We start from the raw sequence: 16,843 nt of genomic DNA on the forward strand, positions 1-16,843 counted from the left end.
CGTCAGCGCTGCCCCGGAAGAGGGCGTTCAAGATGAATCAGGAGAGCGACGACGTGCTGGGCGGATTCGAGGCATTTGCAGTACAGCTCGCCGACGAGGCGCGCGAGATCTCGCTGCGCTATTTCCGCAAGAAGCTCGATGTCGAGACCAAGTCGGACGAGAGTCCGGTGACCATTGCCGATCGCGAGATCGAGGCACATATCCGCGCGCGGCTCGCGCAGCGCTTCCCGGCGCACGGCATTTTCGGCGAGGAGCACGGGCGGGAGCGAACCGACGCACGGTACGTCTGGGTTATCGATCCGATCGACGGCACGCGCAGTTTCGTGACGGGCTGGCCGATCTGGGGAACGTTGTTCGCGCTGCTGAGAGACGGTGAACCGATACTCGGTGTCATCGATGTGCCCGTGACCGGCGAGCGATGGATCGGCGGCGAACCGGGCGCCTTCGACGTCCAGGGGCAGCCCTTGCGCACGAGCGGGTGCACGAGTCTCGCGGCGGCAAATGTCTACGCGACATCTCCGGATATCTTTGATGCCAATGAACTGCCGGTGTTCGAAGCGGTGTGCCGCGCGGCCGCCAGCCGCCGGTTCGGTGGCGATTGCTACAGTTACGCGATGGTCGCGTCGGGCTATGTCGATGCCGTCGTCGAAGCGGGCTTGCAGCCTTATGACTATCTGGCTATCGTGCCGGTCGTGGAGGCTGCGGGTGGGCGCGTGACCGACTGGCAGGGCCGCGCGGTCGGCATGGAAAGCGATGGGCGGATTGTCGCCGCGGCTACGCCCGAACTGCATGCGCAGATCATCGAGTTCACCCGTCGTCTGTGAGCGCGGAAGTCGGACCGAACACGCAAGAAGGAGGAAGACAGTCCATGTTGGTTGAGGAGCGATATCGCCGTATTCGCACGCTGCTGAAGTCGCACGGCACGGTGTCGGTAGAGCATATGACGCAAGCGCTCGGCGTCTCGCGCGAGACGGTTCGCCGCGACCTTGTCGAACTCGAGACGGCGGGCGAAATCCGGCGCGTGCATGGCGGCGCCATGCTCGTGGAGAGCGAGCTGCCGATCAGCGTGCGAGCGGGCATTCGCGTGAAGGAAAAGCGTGCGCTCGCCCGCGCAGCGCAGGCTTATATCGGTAGCGGTCAGACGCTGTTCATCGATGCGGGCACAACCACGGCCATTCTTGCCGAAGCACTCGGTTCGCTGAGCGGGCTGCACGTCGTCACGAACTCGGTTGCCGTCGCCAACGAATTGAGCGGTGAGCGCGCCGCGAAGTCGGGGGGGCATTCGGTGCACCTGCTTGGCGGGACGTTCAATGCGTCGATCGGCGCGACGTATGGAGGTGCCGCGATCGCCGAGGTGCATCGCTTCTACGCCGATGTCGCCTTGCTGTCGCCGGTTGGCGTGGATGCGCTCCATGGTGCGACGAGCTTCGTGCAGGAGGAGGCGGAGATGGCCGATGCCATGAGCCGTAACGCGAGGCAGACCATTGTCCTCGCCGATTATTCGAAGATCGGTGTGCGCAGCCGAGTGGTGTCATGTCCCATCGAGCGCATCTCGGCCATTGTCACGAACACCCGGGCGGCGAAGTCGCCTCATGCACAGGCGTTGGACCAGGTGGTGTCCGCGATCGACTACGTCTGAACATACCTCGCGCAGGCCGGAGCAGCCGGCCTGCCCGTTTACGTCGGCGCGGTGATTGCGCCGATGGCGCGGGATGCCGCCCCGCGCCGGCGGGTGTTGCGCTTCATTACGTCTCCGAAATCGCAGCCGTCGACCGACGCGCGCTCATATTCATCGTGACAGCGCTGCGAGGAGCCGCTTTCTCCTTCGTGATCTTGGACGAACCGGTAGCCGACGTGGCGCGCATCGGCGAACGTGTGCTGGCCGCGTTTGGGATACGAATGAGGAATCCAGGGGATCGCTGGATCCAGGTTCGGCCTGGCGAAAAGTGGATTTCACTTGCGACACCGTTTGCGGATCCGGGATGACTGGGTGCCAGGTGCCGATTCGCGGCGGCAACATCTTTTGCGCGCGCCTGGGAAAAATTTCTGGCCGATCGTTTCGTTGAATTATTTCAGTAATTGATTCTTTTGCCGAAATAGCATGTAACGACAACCACATCGGGGTAGGCCAATGAAGAAACTAACCGTAGGTCAAAGACTTGCCGGCGCCTTTGGCGTCGTTATCCTCATATCGTTGATCGGCAGCGCGATCTCCATCATCAATTTCCTGCGCCTGAACGAAGCCAACGGATGGAATATCCACAGCTATGGCGTGCTGCGCGCCAACGACGATATGTTGGCCAGCATGGTCAACATGGAGACGGGAGTGCGGGGCTATGTGATTTCCGGAGATGAAAAATTTCTCGATCCCTATCGAACCGGTCAGAGCCAGTTCGCGAAATCATATGAGGTAATACACGCTCTCACCGTCGATAATGCCGCGCAGCAACGGCGTTTGGATGAGCTGCAGCAATTGCGCCAGGAGGTCGGCGACGTCGACCAGAAGCTGATCGCGCTCAGGCGTGACGTCAATGCAGGCACCCAACAGCAGAGCGCATTGGTCGACTATTTCACCCAGGGGAAAGACAAGCAGTTCATGGATCGCTACCGCGCGGTGTCGGCTGAAATCAACGGCGCCGAGCAGGTCCTGCTCGATCAGCGCTCCGGCGATGTCATGGCGCTGAGTGCCTCGACGAAGGTGTCGCTGGCTGTCTCGGGTCTTGTGACGATCATTCTCGCGATCGTGCTGGGCGTGGTCATCACGCGCGGCATTCTTCGGTCATTGGGCGGTGAGCCCGTCGAGGCGGCCCAGGTGGCGGCCCGCATAGCGCAGGGCGATCTCTCGGTTTCGGCACCCACTCGGAACGATGATCGCGCGAGCCTGATGGCTTCCCTGGAAGCCATGCGGCTGCAACTCAGAGGCATCGTATCCGGAATCCAATCGTCTGCCGAAGCGATTACGGCTTCCTCGGGTGAAATTGCCCAAGGCAACCTGGACTTGTCTCAACGAACCGAGGAGCAAGCGGCCTCGCTGGAGGAGACCGCCGCCAGCATGGAGCAATTGACCTCGACCGTCCGCCAGAATACCGACAGCGCGAAGCAGGCGAACATGCTTGCCGCCAATGCTTGCGACGTGGCCGTGCGTGGTGGGACGGTGGTCAGCCAGGCTGTCGAGTCCATGCAGTCGATTTCGGAAAGCTCGGGCAAGGTGTCCCAAATCATTTCCGTCATCGAAGGCATTGCGTTCCAGACGAATATCCTCGCCCTCAATGCCGCGGTCGAGGCCGCACGTGCGGGTGAACAGGGGCGGGGCTTTGCCGTCGTGGCCGGCGAGGTCCGCACGCTCGCCCAGCGCAGCGCAAGTGCTGCCAAGGAGATCAAGGATCTCATCGAAAGTTCGGCCGAGCGCGTAGCGGCAGGGGCCGAGCAGGTCAATCTGGCGGGCTCCACCATGTCCGAGATCGTCAAGTCGGTGCGTCAGGTGACGGACATCATGGGTGAGATCGCTTCGGCGTCCGAGGAGCAGGGGACCGGCATCGAACAGGTGAATACCGCGGTAAGCCAGATGGACGCGGTGACACAGCAGAATGCCGCGCTGGTGGAACAAGCCTCCGCGGCAGCGCAAGCCATGGCGGAGCAGGCCACGACGCTACGCGATGCGGTCAGATTCTTCAGGATTGGCGCGGCGGGCGGCCTGGGGAGCCGCGATGGCTTACGCAGTCCTGTGTACAACTAGGTAGACGCGTTGGCATCGCGGATTGATTCTGCAGCAGCCCGATGTCCGTTCGTCCAGGTTCGCCGCCGGGAGGCGCGCGAGCCGATCCGCTTTCGAGTCGAACCGGGGCGCACTTTCGCCGCGCGCTCGACTAGGTCCGGCTCGACACCGAGCGCCTCGCCAGCCTCGCACGGCACGCCCTTCGGTCGAGAGCCGACAGGCCGTGGGCAGCGTCGCGCGATCGCTGGCGACTTCGCGTCGATGATGCGCGAAGTCGCAGCCAATATGGAATGCATCCAGACTTCGCCGAATAGGACATGACCGCGGCTGCGAAGCACTCGATGCCGGGAGGTATCGGCTCCCTCCGGATTGAACCAATCGGCGGTACGCGCATTCCGCATGACGCCTGAAGTCTGGTAATCCCGCATCGATGAGGCATCACTTCGGAACGTCTTCGTTTCACCGACAACGTTTGCGCGCGAAATATCAGCAGATCTTCATTGCATCGAAATTTTGTCGGGATACGAAAACCGGCCTGTCGAAATTCCAATTGAAGTTGCATGAAAATTTCCCGATGGGTGATGCTTCGACATTGTGTGGGCGAATGTAAACACGGTGTCGCCGATCCGAATTCGGCAAGCCTTGCCGACCATGCACGACGCCGACAGTTACCGCTCACAATCCTTCGAAATTCCTGACGTTTGGCTTTGACGCAAACATTTGCAGTGGTGCAGGATTAACCAGTGCAGTGGCCCATGTCGCCATTCACTCCATCCGGAAAGCCGCGCGGCATCCCGCCATGTACGGCTGAAACGTTCTCGATCCCGTCCCTTCTTCCGTTCCGATCCTCTCGGAAATGAGCAATCACTCGGTCGTTCCCAGCCGGTCCTTATTCGTCTCGATGAAGTCTGCTACTCCGCGTCAAATTTCAATGCATTGACTGAAATCAATTTCCCCTGAACTTCGCGCAGGCATTTCCGCCGAATGTGACAAATCACAATAAGTAGTGTCATGTTGGCGGCTTGATTGATTCCGACAACAACACGGCGAGAACAGACATTCGCAAATCGGCGGGCGAAGGTCGCCCCTATGCTACGGCGCATAAAACAGAAATGTAAGAAATTGTTAAGGGGTCGCAATGATGCAGAGTGTGCCGAATCATTCATCGGGGTTAAGCGTGAATCGTGGTAGAAGCGCGGGCACTGAGCGTCAACGAGCAAGCGTAATCGTCCTGTTGCTCGAGGGTTTTTCCATCATGCACATGGGCAAGCTGGCTGCCGTTTTTGAACTCGCCAATCAGCTTGGGCAGGCCAGAGGCACGTTGAACGACCATTACGAATTGCGCTTGTATTCCGTCCATGGGGGGCCGGTCCGTTCGTCCTCGGGTGTCGGCATCTGGACGGAAGCGGCCCGCACACTGGAAGCGAGCAAGGTGCATGCGATGTTCGTATTGAGCGGACAGGGTGGAATGGGCGAGCTCAACGAACAGCTGATCACCTGGGTCAGACATGCGCACCAGCGCGCACGCGTGGTTCGGTGCAGTGGTGGCGGCCAAAAGTTGCTCAAGCAAATCCATCTGTCGCAAAAGGCAGGCGAAAAGTCCTTGGGGGCCGGCGCCAGCTTGTTCCCCGGATGCGCCGGCGGCGAAGCGTCGGGCGATGAGGACGACGGCCCGTTCTCGGATGCATTGTCGATCGTGCGGGTGGACATGGGCTACGAAATCGCACAGGAAATCGTGATGTGCATGGTCTCCGGTGCGAACCGGAAACTGACCGACGTGCTGTTCGGTGCACGCGTCGCCCGGGCCAGCGCCTCGATCCGGATGGCGGCGCATCACCTCCGGTTGAACAGCGAGAATCGAATTTCCATTGCCGACGCCGCGCAGGCCGCGGCGATGAGCGAGCGCAATTTCCTGCGGCGCTTCAAGAACGAAATCGGTGTCACGCCTACCGAATTCGTGCTGAAAACCCGCCTCGAGAAGGCGTGCCGCATGTTGATCGAAACGGACCTTCCGGCGGACAAGGTCGCGCGACGGACGGGCCTCGGAAGCGGCGATCGAATGGCAAAACTGTTTCGTCAGCACTTGCAGATTTCGCCGACCGAATATCGGGCAGCCACGCGAAAAAACAGCGACACGTTGATTGACACGCTCTACGGGTCGGATCTCGGCAACTGGATGAATCGTGCGCCATCCTAGTCCGTCGAGCTGGATGCGTTGACCGTCCAGGGGCGATCGGCAGGATTTCGTTGCGCGAATAAAAGCCCATTTCCCAATGTCGGTGTTTCCTGTCATGGCGGCGATACCGCCGCGAAACAGGAAATGTTCGAATCTGCTCGCCTGCCTGTTGCGAGCTGGCCGGAATTGCCGCAATCGTGGAGCGACCCAATGCCGGCTGCTTCGAGACGGCATCGCGGCATCGATTCGCCGCCGGTATCGGAGGCGGTGTCGCCGCGGCAATTCTCGGAATCCATCCGTGCCGGCGCATCGGCAGTCCTTTTCATCCATAGAGCGAGCTTTCGGCTGTCGGCATGGCCTGTGCCTGCGGCATACCGGAGATGCCTCGTGATATCCGACGAAGCATCGTCCAGACGCTTGAAACGCGAGCATGAACCGTTGCGCGCGAGCGGTGTTTTCGACTTGCCTGCGCTTCGATTGATTCGTGGAATCGATCGAATAATGGATTCATGCAACGGTCTTGATTTGTTCCGCCATCAACGAGGCGGATTCGGACGCAGGCGATAACAGCATGGGGCGCGGCGAATATGATGCGCTGCGGAAACATCGAGCAACCGGCATCGCGAGGTACGGTCGCGGCGAGTTCGAATGCCTGCCCCTGACGAACGTCGTGCCGCGCATGATGCGGCTGCTGCAGCGTCAACGGCCGTTGGATGATGAATTAGGAGTTCATATCAATGAATGCGTTGATAAACCGTGCGACCGATGTCGGGCTGATTGTGCTGGGCGCGTTCATTCCTGCCTTGATCGATGCCACCAATGGAGCGCGCGGGACCCTGTTCGATGGTGGACTCGTCGCCTTTGCCGCCGCGCTGGCGTTGTCGGTATTTCCCGCATGCGGCATCTACGAGCCGGCTCGCAGGCGCTCGGTGCTGCGCCTGCTCGGCCGGACCGGCATGGCGTGGGTCGTCGTGCAGGGCATGAGTACCGCGCTGCTGTACCTGCTGCATCGCGTGCACGTGCTGTCGAGCGAATGGTTCGTGTACTGGACGCTTGCCAGCGGGATCGGCTTGATAGCGTTTCGCGCGCTGACCCTGGCGATCTTCGGGATCATCGCGCACGGGAGCCGGCAGGTGCGCGCGGCGGCGATCGCCCACGCCGATATGCGCGGCCACCGCGCGGCCGGACGCTTCAAGCGGATGCTCAAGCGCGGCTTCGACCTGGTCGGCGCGTCGGTATTGCTCGTGGTGCTCGCCCCGGTATTGCTGGGCATCGCCTGGGCCGTACGACGCGATCGCGGGCCGGCGATCTTCGGGCACGAGCGGGTCGGCCGTGACGGCAGGCGATTCAAGTGCCTGAAGTTCCGCTCGATGGTGACGAACGCCGATGTGGCGCTCAAGACGCTGCTGGAACGCGATGCCAACGCCCGCGCGGAATGGGACCGCGAATTCAAGCTGAAGAACGATGTGCGCATCACTCCGATCGGTCACCTGCTCCGCAGGACGAGTCTCGACGAACTGCCGCAGCTACTGAACGTGCTGAAAGGCGAGATGAGCCTGGTGGGCCCCCGTCCGATTGTCGAGGCGGAACTGAAGCGCTATGGCGGCGACGTGCGCTATTACCTGATGGCGAAGCCCGGAATGACTGGCCTCTGGCAGGTCAGCGGCCGCAACGACACCGATTACTCGACACGCGTGTCGCTCGACGTGGCCTACGTGCGCGGTTGGTCGCTGCGTCTGGACATGGGGATCCTGCTTCGGACACTTCGTGTCGTGGTGCGAGGTTCGGGGGCGTATTAGTTGCCATCGCGCCCGAACCTCGAGGCGGCCGATGTCGTTCCAAATTGAAAAGTGCGAGGTGGTAATGCAGAGGTTGCATCAAACGGGTTTGGCACACGGACGCAGGCCGTATCGATCATGGGGCCGGCTCGTGCTGATCCTGCCGCTCTGTGCGTGGCTGGGCGCGTGCGGTGTCGCGCCCGGCATGAGCATGCAGCAGCCGGTGTCGATCCCGCTGGAAAGCGGTACGACGCCGGACCATCGTGCCGCGCTGCCGATTCCGGTCACTAACATCGACTTGTCCTTGATCCGGCGCATGCACGAGATGGAACGTAATGGACGCGGCCTTGCCCCGGATATCGTCGCGTCCCCGGAGGCCTACACCATTGGTCGAGGCGATGTGCTGCAGATCACCGTCTGGGACCATCCCGAGCTTGCGCTCGCGCAGGGTGCGTCGCCACAGGCCGCGCCGAGGACTGCCGATGCGCCGCCGGGATTCGTCGTCGACCAGGACGGCACGCTGCAATTTCCCTTTGCGGGCCGGTTTCCGGTTGCCGGTTCGACGGTCGAGCAGGTGCAGGCGCAGCTCGCGCGACGTCTCGACAAGACGTTCAATGATCCGCAGGTCACGGTGCGTATCGCATCGTTCCGTGCGAAGCAGGTGTATATCGAGGGCGAGGTGCATACGCCGGGCTCGCAAGCCTTGAACGATATCCCGATGACGATTTACGACGCGATCGGTCGGGCCGGCGGCTTCTCGTCGACAGCGGACCAGAGCCGCATCGTGCTGGTGCGTGACGGCATCGAGCGCCGCGTCGACCTGGTCGAAATGGCCGAGCAGGGGCGCAATCCGTCGAAGATCGTACTGCGCAACGGCGATCTCGTCCGGGTGCTGTCGCGTGACGACAGCGGCGTGTTCGTGATGGGCGAAGTCAACAAGCCCGTGACGGCGCTGCCGATGCGCGATGGACGACTGACGCTGAGCGATGCGATCGCGCAGGCCGGCAGCCTGAATGCGAACACGGCCGACGCCGCGCAGCTCTATGTGGTACGCGGGATGCAGGGCGAGCAGCTGCAGGTCTTCCATCTCGACGCCCATTCGCCGGTCGCGATGGTGTTGGCCAATCAGTTCCAGTTGAAACCCAAGGACATCGTGTATGTCGACGGCAACGCTCTCGTGCGCTTCAGCCGTGTACTCAGCCTGTTGCTGCCGGCCATCAACGCCGGGCTGACCACGGCGATCGCCACCAAATGATGGACTCCATCCTGATCGTCTGCGAGGGCAACATCTGCCGCAGTCCGATGGCCGAAGCGATGCTGCGTCAGGCGGTGCCCGGGCGTCGCGTCGCATCCGCCGGTCTGAACGCGCTGGTCGGCATGCCGGCCTCGCCCTACGCGCAGGAGGTGATGCGCATGCGCGGCCTCGACGTCTCGACGCATCGTGCGCAGCAGATCGGCCGCTGCTTGTGCGCCGACGCCGACTTGATCCTCGTGATGGCCCGTGGCCAGCGCCTGTCGCTCGAGAGCCGGTTCCCGTTTGTACGGGGACGCGTGTTTCGTCTCGGCGAACACACGGATTTCGACGTGCACGATCCGTACCGCCAGCCCAGATTCGTATTCGAACGCTGTGCGCGATTGATCGAGCTCGGCGTGTCGGAGTGGTCGAGGCGCCTTCGTATCGTTTGACGCGCCGATGATCGGTGCGCCACGTCAACCCCATAAGTCTTCCATCGTTGCCATGATCCAAGCCCCAGCCCCGTCGCAGCACGCCACCGAAGACGGCAGCGAGACCGACTTCGTCGCGGTGCTCGACATCCTGCTGGAAAGCCGCTGGCTGATCGCGAGCATTACTTGCGTCGTGCTCTTCGCCGGCCTCTCCTATGCGATTTTCAGCAAGCCCGTATTCGAGGCCAACATCATGGTCCAGGTCGAGGACAGCCCCGACACCTCGGCCGCCAAGTCGCTGCTGAGCGACGTCTCGGCGCTATTCGACGTCAAGTCCTCGGCCGCCGCCGAGGAGCAGATTCTCGCGTCTCGGCTGGTCGTCGAACGCGCGGTCGACAAGCTCAAGCTGTTCATCGACGTATCGCCCAAGCGCTTTCCGCTGATCGGCGACTGGATCGCTCGCCATCACGATGGCCTGTCCGATCCCGGGCTGGCCGGCTTTGGCGGCTATGCATGGGGTGCCGAGCAAATCGACGTGGCGCGCTTCGACGTGCCCATCAGGAACGAAGGGGACACGTTCACGCTGACGGCCCTCGCCGGCGGGCGCTACCGGCTCGAAGGCGGAGACCTCGACGCGGCGGTCGAGGGAACGATCGGCAAGCTCGAGCATTTTCCCTCGCCGCGCGGCCCGATCGTGCTGCAGATCGCGTCCGTCACGGCGAAACCGGGCGCCGCCTTCCTCCTGGTGCGCAACTCGCGGTTAAAGACGGTGGAGGACATCCGTGACCGCCTCAATGTGCAGGAACGCGTCAAGCAGTCGGACGTCGTCGTCGCGAGCTTGCAGGACACCGATCCGAAATGGGTCAGCGACACGATGAACGAGATCGGTCGACAGTATGTGCGGCAGAACATCGAGCGGAAATCGGCGGAAGCCGCGCAATCGCTCGAATTCCTGACCGCACAGCTGCCGCAGCTCAAGCAGCAACTGGCCGATTCCGAGGCGCGCCTGACGAAGCTGCGCAACGAACGAGGCACGGTCGATCTCAGCGAGGAAGCGAAGCTCGCGCTGGCGCAGACCGCCGATGCGAGGACGCGCCTGCTCGAATTGCAGCAGAAGCGCCAGGAGCTGATGTCGCGATTCACGGCGCGGCATCCCAGCGTCGTCGCGATCGACGAGCAGATCGCCGCGTTGGGCGCCTACCGCGGTGAGGCCGAGCAGCAGATCCGGCGCCTGCCGGACCTTCAGCAGGAAACGGTGCGCTTGATGCTGGATGCGAAGGTCAACACCGATCTCTATACGGCCTTGCTGAACAATATGCAGCAATTGCAGCTCGTCCAGGCGGGCAAGGTCGGCAACGTGCGTCTGGTCGATACGGCGGCGGTGCCGGAAGTGGCGGTGCGACCGAAGAAGGTGCTGGTCGCGCTGGCGTCCCTGCTGCTCGGGCTGCTCGCCGGGTGCGGCGCCGCGATCGTACGCTCGATGCTGTTTCATGGCATCTCCGATCACAACGAGATCGAGCGTCGTCTCGGCCTCGCGGTATACGCCACCGTCCCGAACAGCGAGCATCAGCGCGAGCTGGCGCAGGAAGCCGCGCGCAAGCGGGGCCACCAATCGATACTGTCGATCGCCTTCCCGGGAGATCCGGCCGTCGAGTGCCTGCGCAGCCTGCGCACGGCGCTGCAGTTCGCGATGCTCGAGGCGAAGAACGACATCGTGCTGATCGCCGGGCCGGCACCGAATGTGGGGAAGACCTTCGTGTCGTCGAACCTCGCGGTCCTGATGGCGGGCGCCGGCAAGCGCGTGCTGCTGATCGACGGCGATATCCGCAAGGGCTGCCTGCATGACTATCTCGGCGTGCCTCGCGGCCGCGGTTTCACGGATCTGGTCGACGGCAGCGCGTGCGTGGACGATGTCGTCCATCGCGACGTGATCGAGGGGCTCGATTTCATCTCGACCGGGACCATGCCGAAGAACCCCGGGGAATTGCTGCTGAACCCCAGCCTCGCGACACGACTGGGCGATCTGTCTTCTCGTTACGACATCGTCGTGATCGACTCGGCGCCGGTACTCGCGGTGCCCGATACCGGCATTCTCGGCGCGCTGGCCGGGACGGCACTGCTCGTCACGATGGCTGGCAAAACGAAACTCGGTGAGATCGGCGAATCCGCCAAGCGTTTCGCGCAGAACGGCGTTCGCCTGAACGGCATCGTCTTCAATGGCGTCAACCCGCGGCTCGGACAGTACGGATACGGGTCGAAATACGGCGGTTATCGCTATATCCCCTACGAATACGGGACTCAAGATGCGTGAGGCGTCTGCCGTCGAGGTCGGCGTTCCGCCCCGCGTGGCGGCTCGGGCTGCATGCATGGAGGCGCGATGATCAATGCGCGGGATTCGATCGTGTCGCTCGCCGGCGTGGTGATCGGGCAGATCGCACTATTTTTTTGCATCTTCCTGATCGGACGATGGTTCGGGCCGGCCTCGCTCGGCGAGTTCAACTACCTGCTGGCGCTCGCGACCTTCGCTGGCACGCTACTGGCTTTCCGCTATGAACTCGCGTGCGTCGACGACGTGCCGGCAGTGTCGTTCAACGCGTTCGTCCACGTGACGGCGCTGAGTCTGGTCGTGATCTCGCTGCTCGGCGTCGCGATCCTTGTCGCCGGCAGCGGCGATCTCCGTATCGTCGCCGTCTATGCGTTGGCCATGTTCGTGCAACTGGCTGCCGGGTCCTACCTGAACAGCATGCGGCGCTATGGATCGATTGCCTTGTCACGCGTGGTGGTCAACGGCGCGTTTCTCGTTGGTCTTCTGCTGTCGCTCGCCTGCCGCGCTTGCGTGCAGATCGACGCATTCGCGATATACGCATGGGTGAACGCGTCGGTGTCGGGCGTGATGATCGTGGCGATCCTGTTGTCCGGCTATCGCTCGGGGTATTCGTTTCGGCTGTCGCGCGAGTTCTTCATGCGGAACCGCCGGTTCGCGTTGTATGTCCTGCCGTCGACCTTGTGTGCGTCCGTGTTGACCTACGCGCTGTCGATCGCGATCCCGCACTGGTTCGATGCGCAGAGCGCCGGCAACTTCGCGGCTGCGTACCGATTCGGCTTCTTTCCGGTATCGCTGATCGCGCAGAGCGTCGGCGGCGTGTTCCGGCGCGACGCGATCGGAGCCATGGCGCGCGTGGATGCGCGGACAGCGGTTCCGCGCGTGTACTGGACCTATGCTCGCGCGCTCATGGTACTCGCCGCGGTGTACATGGTCGGCGGACTGTCGCTGTTCGCGCCGCTCGTCGACCTGTTCTTCGGCGAAGGGTGGCGAGGCGCTGTCGGGTTCTATTACAGCCTGATGCCGCTGTTCATGATGCAGCTGATCTACGTGCCGCTATCCCAGGTCTTCCTCGCGACCCAGGCGCAGCGCATCGATTTCCTGTTCCAATTGAGCTGCGGCGGGTGTCTCGCCGGCGCGCTGTGCATCGCGTGGATATCGAACCTGTCGGCCCCGGCGAGCATACGGATCTTTTCCCTGACCGGCGCAGCGCTGATGGTGGTCGGGATCGGGCTGACGTACCGGGTCCTCGATACGAGCCTTCCCCCGTCACGGGCGCCGGCGTGACCTTGCTGATGCGAAGAACGAACTCATCATGATCCTGATCGTCATCGATTCCCTCGAGCGCTACTACTTCGCGACTCGCCTGATAGGCGCGGTCCGGCACGAATACCGGTTCGCCTTCCTGACGAGCGAACCGCTCGCGCACCTCGGTTTGCTGCTGGGCGGTTACCGTTCGGTGTACCTGAACCGGATGATGCCGATCGAGGTGCCCGACAGCGCTCATGTCGACCGCATGCCTTACTCGTCGTCGATCGAGGTGCTGAACGGGCAGATCGGCGAGGCGCGAGCCAAGCGGGAGGCGGCTTCGATCTTCCACATCGCCTCGAAATTCCTGTGCAGTTCGCGGGTCGAGCAGTGCGTGATGTGGAACGGCCAGCAACTGGTGTGTCGCGCGGTACGGCAGGCGTGCGAGGCTTACGGCATCGCGACCTGCTTCATGGAGATCTCGAATCTGCCGGGCAAGCTGTTCGTCGACGCCCTGGGCGTCAACGCGCTGTCGACCATCAGTCGCAATCCGGCACTCATCGATCGGCTGCCCTTGCCCGACGAGGACACGCATGCACGTTGGCTGTCGACTTATGAGCGCTATAAGCGCATGCCGTTGCCGCAGGCAAGCACATCATTCGCGCGCAAGGCGGCCTCCGCGGCCAATTACCTGTTGAAGTCGGTGAGCCGAGGCGTCGCGCGCCGGCGCCTGACCAGCGTGCGCGCGCGCAACGCGATTCGCGTGCCGCGTCAGGCGACCCATATGTCGCCCGATACGCTGCGGACCCGCCGCTATGTGTTTCTGCCTCTGCAGGTTTCCGGCGACACGCAGATCAAGCTGCACTCCGATGTCGACAATCTCGACGCAATCCGCCACGCGTCCGAATTCGCGATGAACGAAGGGGCCGACCTGTTCGTGAAACCGCATCCGGCCGAGACCGACGAGAACGAGATCGAGGCAATCCTGCGCTTGCGGGAAACCTATCACTTCGAGATCGTCACATCGCCGACCACGGAACTGCTCCGACATGCGCAAGCCGTCGTCACGATCAATTCGACGGTCGGACTGGAGGCGATGCTGTACGGAAAGCGCGTGGTGTCGCTGGGCCGTTGTTTCTACAAGGAATTCGATCGCCATCGGCTGCTCAGGTACATCCATTCGTTCCTGATCGACGACATCGACTACTTCGGCACCGATCGCGTCCCCGCCCACGCGGCCAGGCGCGTGTTCGAAAGGGCGGCACTGACATGAGCGTCACGTTGCGACAGACCGCCGAGGCAATCATCGAAGACTGCCGCCGCAATATGTTCGTGAAGCCGCGCGCGGTGGTGATCTTCTACCGCGTCGTGCATTACCTCGCGTGCCGGAGCCGGCTTACGCTGCTGGCCGGCGCACCGTTGATCCTGCTCTACATCGTGCTGTGTGACTGGCTGATGGGCATCGAGATTCCGGTGAAGACGAAGATCGGCAAGGGGCTCACGATCCATCACGGCACCGGGCTGGTAATCAACGGCTACGCGGTGCTCGGCGATTACTGCACGTTGCGACACGGTGTGACCATCGGCAACACCATCGACAGGAACGGCTCGATCGGCGGGGTGCCGACGATCGGCGATCACGTCGAGTTCGGCGTGCACAGCGTCGCGCTTGGCTCGATCCACATCGGCGACCGGGCGCGCATCGGTGCCGGGGCGGTGGTGCTTCGCGACGTGCCGGCCGGCAGGGTGGCGGTCGGCGTGCCGGCACGTATTCTCGATAAAGAACAGGAACCGAAATGAAGGTGTTCATTCTGCATCCCGGCAAGGCGAACTATCCGGAGATCGCCGCCTACAGTGACCGCCTGAGAGTGCATGGCTTCGAGGTGCTTGACGGCGATCTCGACGCATATACGCGCTTTCCAGGTCGGCATGCCTGCATCCTGTGGTGCATCATGGGTTTCTATCGCGTGCTGCCGCCCGCACGGTTCGTGATCCACGATTATCGGTCGCTGTCGGTGGGCCGGCTGGCCGCCATGAAGGATCGGGTGAAGCGCGTGCTGAACGTGCGGCCCGACCTGCGCATATTTCAAAACGAACGGATGCGCACCGCGATGGCGTTTCGCGACGGCGTGAACGAACTGTTGTTGCCGATGGGCGTTCCGGACTGGCTCTTCGATCCGACCGACGCTCATGTCGATGCCGCCGGATCGAGCGGGCGCGACACCGGGCGTGCACCTTCCGCACGGTTCTGCTATATCGGCGAAATGAGCCGCGAGCGCGGCTTTCACCGGGTGCTGGCCGCGTACCGCGACGCACGGCGCGATGCGTCGGACACGCTGGTCCTGGTTGGCGCGCCGGAACCAGGAATCCGGACGGAATTCGCCGACACGCCGGGTATCCGCTTCGTCGGGCGCGTACCGCAGCCCGACGCGATGCGCATCGTCCGCGACAGTGAATATGCGGTCTGCTTCTTTCCATATCACCGGCCACATTGCTTCCAGACGCCCACGAAGCTGCTCGAATATGCATCTCTGGGTAAGAAGATAGTGTGTAACGACGCGCCCTCAAATATTCGCACTGCGAATGAGTTGGGCGTGCAATGCCACTTCACCGGCGAGACGATCTTCGACGAATTGTTTCCAGTGTCGAGAATCCGCGCGGTTCGTCCCGACCCGGCCGCGATGAGATCGCTCGAATGGGGGCGCGTCATCGAGAGGTCGGGGGTGCTCGCCCATATCGATGCGGCAGCGGGGCGCCGTTCCTGTGTCTGAGTCGCCATCCGCCGTTGTTGCGCGACGGCCGTTACCTCATGGAATCCGGATCCCGATGAAGATCGTCCACATAGTTGAATCCAGCGCGACGGGCACATTGTCGATGGTGCGCCTGATCGCGAATCGCCTGGCGCGTGAAGGCCACAAGGTGCATATCGTCTACTCGCTCCGCCCGGACACGCCGCCCGAGCTCGCCGCGATGTTCGATGCGCGGGTATCGCTGCGTCATGTCCAGATGAAGGAAGTGGGTTTGCTGCGAACCGTCATGCAATTGCGTGCGGCGCTCAACGAGATCGAACCGGACGTCGTCCATCTGCACTCCTCGTTCGCCGGGTTCCTTGGGCGGCTGTCGGCGCTATTCACCTTGCCCAACGCGGCGTTCTTCTATAGCCCCCACTGCATATCGTTCATGCGACGCGACATCTCGGGTTTGAAGCGCCTGATATTCGTCGGCCTCGAATGGATCGCGAGCGTTCGTCAATGCCTGTATGTGGCGTGCTCGGAAAGCGAGGGGCGGGCGATCCGTGCATGGCTTCGCCAGCCCGTGGTGGTGGTCGAGAACGCGGTGAGCTGCGTGCCGTCGTCCGCGAGTCCGGGGTACGTCAGGCGACCGGTGAATGAAATCGCGTGTGTGGTGACCGTCGGCGGGATCCGCGTGCAGAAGAATCCGGAGCTATTCGCGCGGATCGCCCATCGCATGCGCGCGCGTGGGACGCGCTTCGTTTGGATTGGCGATGGCGACGAGGCCGCGAAGGCAAGGCTTGCCGATGCAGGCGTCGAGATAACCGGCTGGCTGCCCCACGACGAGGTGGCAAGGCGCCTCGAATGCGCGGACGTGTATCTGTCGACATCGTCTTGGGAAGGCATGCCCGTGTCGGTCATCGAGGCGATGCTGGCCGGGCGGCCCGTCGTGGTGTCCGACTGCGCCGGCAACGTGGACGTGGTGCGCCATCTGCAGACCGGCCTGATCTATACGAGTGCCGCGGATGCGGTCGCGTGGCTCGAACGCCTTGCCGGCGACATGGCGCTGCGTCGCGAACTGACCCGCCTGGCGCTCCGGGAGGCGCGTCATCGCTACGGCGAAGACCGCTTTTTCGGAGAGCTGGCGCCGCTCTACGCGGCGGGGGCGGCTCGCTGACAACGACGTCCGGCGGTGCTCGCGCGGCA

General features: G+C 62.8%; 14 protein-coding genes. 13 read left to right on the forward strand and 1 reads right to left on the reverse strand.

Features of this window, described 5'->3' with window-relative positions; genetic code table 11:
* Window positions 1-32 precede the first annotated feature (32 nt).
* The 4 genes from hisN (at window position 33) to FB600_RS25590 (ending at window position 5,912) form a co-directional block, all read left to right on the forward strand.
* Window positions 33-824 (forward strand): histidinol-phosphatase, encoded by a 792-nt coding sequence (gene hisN / locus FB600_RS25575; RefSeq protein WP_096752632.1) that lies wholly within the window; start codon window positions 33-35, stop codon window positions 822-824.
* A 44-nt stretch (window positions 825-868) separates the two neighbouring features.
* Window positions 869-1,639 (forward strand): DeoR/GlpR family DNA-binding transcription regulator, encoded by a 771-nt coding sequence (locus FB600_RS25580; RefSeq protein ID WP_098151736.1) that lies wholly within the window; start codon window positions 869-871, stop codon window positions 1,637-1,639.
* Window positions 1,640-2,131: 492 nt separating this feature from the next.
* Complete coding sequence (locus FB600_RS25585) at window positions 2,132-3,736, forward strand: methyl-accepting chemotaxis protein (RefSeq protein WP_145757597.1); 1,605 nt, start codon at window positions 2,132-2,134, stop codon at window positions 3,734-3,736.
* A 1,240-nt stretch (window positions 3,737-4,976) separates the two neighbouring features.
* Window positions 4,977-5,912 (forward strand): helix-turn-helix domain-containing protein, encoded by a 936-nt coding sequence (locus FB600_RS25590; RefSeq protein WP_227743997.1) that lies wholly within the window; start codon window positions 4,977-4,979, stop codon window positions 5,910-5,912.
* 301 nt (window positions 5,913-6,213) lie between these two features.
* Here FB600_RS25590 and FB600_RS25595 read toward each other — a convergent pair whose 3' ends face one another.
* Window positions 6,214-6,594, reverse strand: a complete 381-nt coding sequence (locus tag FB600_RS25595) for a hypothetical protein (RefSeq protein WP_145757596.1) — start codon at window positions 6,592-6,594, stop codon at window positions 6,214-6,216.
* Between the two features lie 34 nt (window positions 6,595-6,628).
* Here FB600_RS25595 and FB600_RS25600 point away from each other — a divergent pair, with 34 nt between their 5' ends.
* From FB600_RS25600 to FB600_RS25640, 9 genes are all read left to right on the forward strand, one after another.
* Window positions 6,629-7,690 (forward strand): sugar transferase, encoded by a 1,062-nt coding sequence (locus FB600_RS25600; RefSeq protein WP_145757595.1) that lies wholly within the window; start codon window positions 6,629-6,631, stop codon window positions 7,688-7,690.
* Between the two features lie 64 nt (window positions 7,691-7,754).
* Complete coding sequence (locus FB600_RS25605; RefSeq protein ID WP_145757603.1) at window positions 7,755-8,924, forward strand: polysaccharide biosynthesis/export family protein; 1,170 nt, start codon at window positions 7,755-7,757, stop codon at window positions 8,922-8,924.
* The gene (locus FB600_RS25610; RefSeq protein WP_013689571.1) at window positions 8,921-9,355 is read left to right on the forward strand and encodes a low molecular weight protein-tyrosine-phosphatase; all 435 of its coding nucleotides are present in this window, start codon (window positions 8,921-8,923) and stop codon (window positions 9,353-9,355) included. Before FB600_RS25605 ends, FB600_RS25610 begins: the two co-directional genes overlap by 4 nt.
* Before the next feature lie 52 nt (window positions 9,356-9,407).
* A complete protein-coding gene (locus tag FB600_RS25615; protein ID WP_096752638.1) occupies window positions 9,408-11,645 on the forward strand; it encodes a polysaccharide biosynthesis tyrosine autokinase in 2,238 nt (745 codons plus the stop codon).
* 66 nt (window positions 11,646-11,711) lie between these two features.
* Window positions 11,712-12,944 carry a lipopolysaccharide biosynthesis protein gene (locus FB600_RS25620; protein ID WP_145757594.1) on the forward strand — a complete coding sequence of 411 codons (1,233 nt, stop codon included), beginning with the start codon at window positions 11,712-11,714 and terminating at the stop codon, window positions 12,942-12,944.
* A 28-nt stretch (window positions 12,945-12,972) separates the two neighbouring features.
* Entirely contained in the window at window positions 12,973-14,178 is a 1,206-nt protein-coding gene (locus FB600_RS25625; RefSeq protein WP_145757593.1) for a capsular biosynthesis protein, read from the forward strand.
* A complete protein-coding gene (locus FB600_RS25630) occupies window positions 14,175-14,705 on the forward strand; it encodes a serine O-acetyltransferase (RefSeq protein WP_096752640.1) in 531 nt (176 codons plus the stop codon). Before FB600_RS25625 ends, FB600_RS25630 begins: the two co-directional genes overlap by 4 nt.
* Entirely contained in the window at window positions 14,702-15,676 is a 975-nt protein-coding gene (locus FB600_RS25635; RefSeq protein WP_145757592.1) for a glycosyltransferase, read from the forward strand. The genes FB600_RS25630 and FB600_RS25635 overlap by 4 nt, the downstream gene beginning before the upstream one ends.
* A 55-nt stretch (window positions 15,677-15,731) precedes the next feature.
* Window positions 15,732-16,814: a glycosyltransferase gene (locus FB600_RS25640; RefSeq protein ID WP_096752642.1), complete on the forward strand. Its 1,083-nt coding sequence runs from the start codon at window positions 15,732-15,734 to the stop codon at window positions 16,812-16,814.
* The last annotated feature ends 29 nt before the right edge of the window (window positions 16,815-16,843 follow it).

The organism is Burkholderia sp. SJZ089, from assembly GCF_007828315.1.
GTDB lineage: Bacteria > Pseudomonadota > Gammaproteobacteria > Burkholderiales > Burkholderiaceae > Burkholderia > Burkholderia gladioli.